At 50.2% G+C, this 5,143-nt stretch carries 1 tRNA gene and 3 rRNA genes; all 4 read right to left on the reverse strand.

Annotation, left to right across the window (positions count from 1 at the left end):
* Position 1: 1 nt before the first annotated feature.
* Positions 2-74, reverse strand: a tRNA-Asn gene (locus ACQV2S_RS08580).
* Between the two features lie 18 nt (positions 75-92).
* Positions 93-208, reverse strand: a 5S ribosomal RNA gene (gene rrf, locus ACQV2S_RS08585).
* Between the two features lie 78 nt (positions 209-286).
* Positions 287-3,164: ribosomal RNA gene (locus tag ACQV2S_RS08590) — 23S ribosomal RNA — on the reverse strand.
* 238 nt (positions 3,165-3,402) lie between these two features.
* Positions 3,403-4,950 (reverse strand): 16S ribosomal RNA (locus tag ACQV2S_RS08595).
* The 16S, 23S and 5S rRNA genes sit together here with 1 tRNA gene alongside, the layout of an rRNA operon.
* Between the last annotated feature and the right edge of the window lie 193 nt (positions 4,951-5,143).

Consider the following 5,143-nt stretch of genomic DNA (forward strand, 5'->3'; position numbering starts at 1 on the left):
ACTCCGCCAGTAGGGCTCGAACCTACGACATCATGATTAACAGTCATGCGCTCTGCCAGCTGAGCTATGGCGGAATAACTTTGATATGACACGCGTGGCAACGTCCTACTCTCACAAGACCAAAGGTCCAACTACCATCGGCGCTAAGAAGCTTAACTGCTGTGTTCGGCATGGGTACAGGTGTGTCCTTCTTGCCATCATCACCACACAGTGTCATCTCATCGTTATCTTGAGCAATCTCTCAATCACTCAAAACTGAATACACCTCTACTTACCTTGAAATCTCATGGTTAAGTCCTCGACCGATTAGTACTAGTCCGCTCCATATATCGCTATACTTCCACTTCTAGCCTATCTACCTGATCGTCTCTCAGGGGTCTTACTTCTTGCGAATGGGAAATCTCATCTTGAAGCTGGCTTCCCGCTTAGATGCTTTCAGCGGTTATCCATCCCACACATAGCTACCCAGCAATGCTCCTGGCGGAACAACTGGTACACCAGCGGTGTGTCCATCCCGGTCCTCTCGTACTAAGGACAGCTCTTCTCAAATTTCCTACGCCCGCGACGGATAGGGACCGAACTGTCTCACGACGTTCTGAACCCAGCTCGCGTACCGCTTTAATGGGCGAACAGCCCAACCCTTGGGACCGACTTCAGCCCCAGGATGCGATGAGCCGACATCGAGGTGCCAAACCTCCCCGTCGATGTGAACTCTTGGGGGAGATAAGCCTGTTATCCCCAGGGTAGCTTTTATCCGTTGAGCGATGGCCCTTCCATGCGGTACCACCGGATCACTAAGCCCGACTTTCGTCCCTGCTCGACTTGTTGGTCTCGCAGTCAAGCTCCCTTCTGCCTTTGCACTCTACGAATGATTTCCAACCATTCTGAGGGAACCTTTGGGCGCCTCCGTTACTCTTTAGGAGGCGACCGCCCCAGTCAAACTGCCCACCTGACACTGTCTTCCGTGTTCTTCACGCGAGTTAGAGGGTTCATATTACAAGGGTAGTATCCCACCAACGTCTCCTTGCATACTGGCGTACACAGCTCTTTGACTCCTACCTATCCTGTACATGTCACACAAACACTCAATATCAAGTTGCAGTAAAGCTCCATGGGGTCTTTCCGTCCTGTCGCGGGTAACCTGCATCTTCACAGGTACTATAATTTCACCGAGTCTCTCGTTGAGACAGTGCCCAGATCGTTACGCCTTTCGTGCGGGTCGGAACTTACCCGACAAGGAATTTCGCTACCTTAGGACCGTTATAGTTACGGCCGCCGTTTACTGGGGCTTCAATTCGCACCTTCGCTTGCGCTAAGCGCTCCTCTTAACCTTCCAGCACCGGGCAGGCGTCAGCTCCTATACGTCATCTTGCGATTTAGCAGAAACCTGTGTTTTTGATAAACAGTCGCCTGGGCCTATTCACTGCGGCTGACTTGCGTCAGCACCCCTTCTCCCGAAGTTACGGGGTCATTTTGCCGAGTTCCTTAACGAGAGTTCTCTCGCTCACCTTAGTGTTCTCCACTTGACTACCTGTGTCGGTTTGCGGTACGGGTTGGTCATACTAGCTAGAAGCTTTTCTCGACAGTTTGATTATCCACCTTCGCTACTATTATTTCGCTCCAGATCACAACTCATCATTAATTGTAAGCATTTGACTCACCATCTCACTCGTTGCTTCTACAGACTTTTCCATCTGTCTGCGTGGACTTACCTCCTGTGTCCCTCCATTGCTTAAATCGTATTTCCCAAGTACAGGAATCTCTACCTGTTGTCCATCGCATACGCCGTTCGGCTTTTGCTTAGGGCCCGACTTACCCAGGGCGGACGAGCCTTCCCCTGGAAACCTTAGTCTATCGGTGGACAGGATTCTCACCTGTCTTTCGCTACTCATACCGGCATTCTCACTTCTATGCGCTCCACTGCTCCTTACGGTACAGCTTCTCCGCACATAGAACGCTCTCCTACCATCCTAATAAATTAGAATCCACAGCTTCGGTGGACTGTTTAGCCCCGGTACATTTTCGGCGCAGGGTCACTCGACTAGTGAGCTATTACGCACTCTTTAAATGATGGCTGCTTCTAAGCCAACATCCTAGCTGTCTAGGCAACCCCACATCCTTTTCCACTTAACAGTTACTTAGGGACCTTAGCTGGTGGTCTGGGCTGTTTCCCTTTCGACTACGGATCTTATCACTCGCAGTCTGACTCCCAGAGATGAGTTTGTGGCATTCGGAGTTTATCTAGATTCGGTAACCCGAATGGGCCCCTAGTCCAAACAGTGCTCTACCTCCACATCTCTTACTCTGAGGCTATACCTAAATATATTTCGGAGAGAACCAGCTATCTCCAGGTTCGATTGGAATTTCTCCGCTACCCACACGTCATCTCCACACTTTTCAACGTATGTGAGTTCGGTCCTCCAGTGCGTCTTACCACACCTTCAACCTGCACATGGGTAGGTCACCTGGTTTCGGGTCGACGACACCTGACTAACGCCCTATTCAGACTCGCTTTCGCTACGGCTCCGTATCTTCTACTTAACCTTGCCAACTATCGTCACTCGCCGGTTCATTCTACAAAAGGCACGCCATCACCCCTTAACGGGCTCTGACTACTTGTAAGCACACGGTTTCAGGTACTCTTTCACTCCCCTTCCGGGGTGCTTTTCACCTTTCCCTCACGGTACTGGTTCACTATCGGTCACTAGGGAGTATTTAGCCTTACCAGATGGTCCTGGTGGATTCCGACGGGATTTCTCGTGTCCCGCCGTACTCAGGATACTCCTGAGCCTGTTGATCTTTCGCATACGGGGGTCTCACCCTCTCTGCCGCCCCTTCCCATGGGCTTCTACTAAATCGTCTGGTCTCGTGATGGAGTCCTTCAACCCCAACGTGCATGCACGCTGGTTTGGGCTCTTCCCCGTTCGCTCGCCGCTACTTAGGGAATCATTCTTATTTTCTTTTCCTGCAGTTACTTAGATGTTTCAGTTCTCTGCGTCTACCTTCCTTGCGGATAATGATCTTTTACAATCATTGGGTTCCCCCATTCGGAAATCTCCGGTTCTTAGCGTACTTACCGCTCCCCGAAGCATATCGCTGTTCGTCGCGTCCTTCATCGGCTCCTAGTGCCAAGGCATTCACCGTGCGCCCTTTATTGCTTAACCACAATATTTTCGCTTATTTTTTAACTCTATGATGTTACTCATAGACTCGGTCAATTTCTCGGTTCATTATATCTTTTTTTTAAGAAATAATGTGATTGTCATACCTCGCATCGAGAATATGATCAATCTTGTTTGGTGTATTCAGTTTTCAATGATCGATTGAGTTGCTTCATAAAGAAGCTCACTCAAAACTAAACAAAGACAGTAACCTTTCGTGTAGGTTCCAACTACTCCTTAGAAAGGAGGTGATCCAGCCGCACCTTCCGATACGGCTACCTTGTTACGACTTCACCCCAATCATCTATCCCACCTTCGACGGCTCCTTCTAAAAGTTAGGCCACCGGCTTCGGGTGTTACAAACTCTCGTGGTGTGACGGGCGGTGTGTACAAGACCCGGGAACGTATTCACCGCGGCGTGCTGATCCGCGATTACTAGCGATTCCGGCTTCATGCTCTCGAGTTGCAGAGAACAATCCGAACTGAGAATGGCTTTCAGAGATTCGCTTACCCTCGCGAGTTCGCTGCTCGTTGTACCATCCATTGTAGCACGTGTGTAGCCCAGGTCATAAGGGGCATGATGATTTGACGTCATCCCCACCTTCCTCCGGTTTGTCACCGGCAGTCTCACTAGAGTCCCCAACTGAATGCTGGCAACTAATGATAGGGGTTGCGCTCGTTGCGGGACTTAACCCAACATCTCACGACACGAGCTGACGACAACCATGCACCACCTGTCTTGCTGTCTTGTAGGACTTCACCTATCTCTAGGCTATGCAGCAGATGTCAAGACCTGGTAAGGTTCTTCGCGTTGCTTCGAATTAAACCACATGCTCCACCGCTTGTGCGGGTCCCCGTCAATTCCTTTGAGTTTCAGTCTTGCGACCGTACTCCCCAGGCGGAGTGCTTATTGCGTTAACTCCAGCACTGAAGGGTGGAAACCCTCCAACACTTAGCACTCATCGTTTACGGCGTGGACTACCAGGGTATCTAATCCTGTTTGCTCCCCACGCTTTCGAGCCTCAGCGTCAGTTATAGACCAGAAAGTCGCCTTCGCCACTGGTGTTCCTCCATATATCTACGCATTTCACCGCTACACATGGAATTCCACTTTCCTCTTCTATACTCAAGTGACCCAGTTTCCAATGACCCTCCACGGTTGAGCCGTGGGCTTTCACATCAGACTTAAGTCACCGCCTGCGCTCCCTTTACGCCCAATAAATCCGGACAACGCTTGCCACCTACGTATTACCGCGGCTGCTGGCACGTAGTTAGCCGTGGCTTTCTGGTTAGATACCGTCACTCCGAATGCAGTTACTCATTCGGTCGTTCTTCTCTAACAACAGTGCTTTACGATCCGAAGACCTTCTTCACACACGCGGCGTTGCTCCGTCAGACTTGCGTCCATTGCGGAAGATTCCCTACTGCTGCCTCCCGTAGGAGTTTGGGCCGTGTCTCAGTCCCAATGTGGCCGATCACCCTCTCAGGTCGGCTATGCATCATGGCCATGGTAGGCTTTTACCCCACCATCTAGCTAATGCACCGCGGAGCCATCCTTCAGTGACAGCCGAAGCCGTCTTTCCTTCGTTGATCATGCGATCTGCGATTCTATGCGGTATTAGTCATCGTTTCCAATGGTTATCCCCCGCTGAAGGGTAGGTTCTCCACGTGTTACTCACCCGTGCGCCACTAACCTTGAAAGAACAAGTTCTCTCGCGGTTCGTTCGACTTGCATGTATTAGGCACGCCGCCAGCGTTCGTCCTGAGCCAGGATCAAACTCTCATGAAAGAATTTGAGCTTTTGCTCATTACTATTACTAGCTATTGATTTTTTTACTGCTGGTCTGCAGTATGTCTCGAATTATATTCGGTTGTTTCTATCCGGTTTAACGAATAGACCCTTACACATTTTGGTGTTTGTCTTTGTTCAGTTTTCAATGAGCTTCGCTGCCATAAGTGACAACTTCTATATACTAGCATGG

The organism is Facklamia sp. P13064 (assembly GCF_050409425.1).
Lineage (GTDB): Bacteria > Bacillota > Bacilli > Lactobacillales > Aerococcaceae > Facklamia.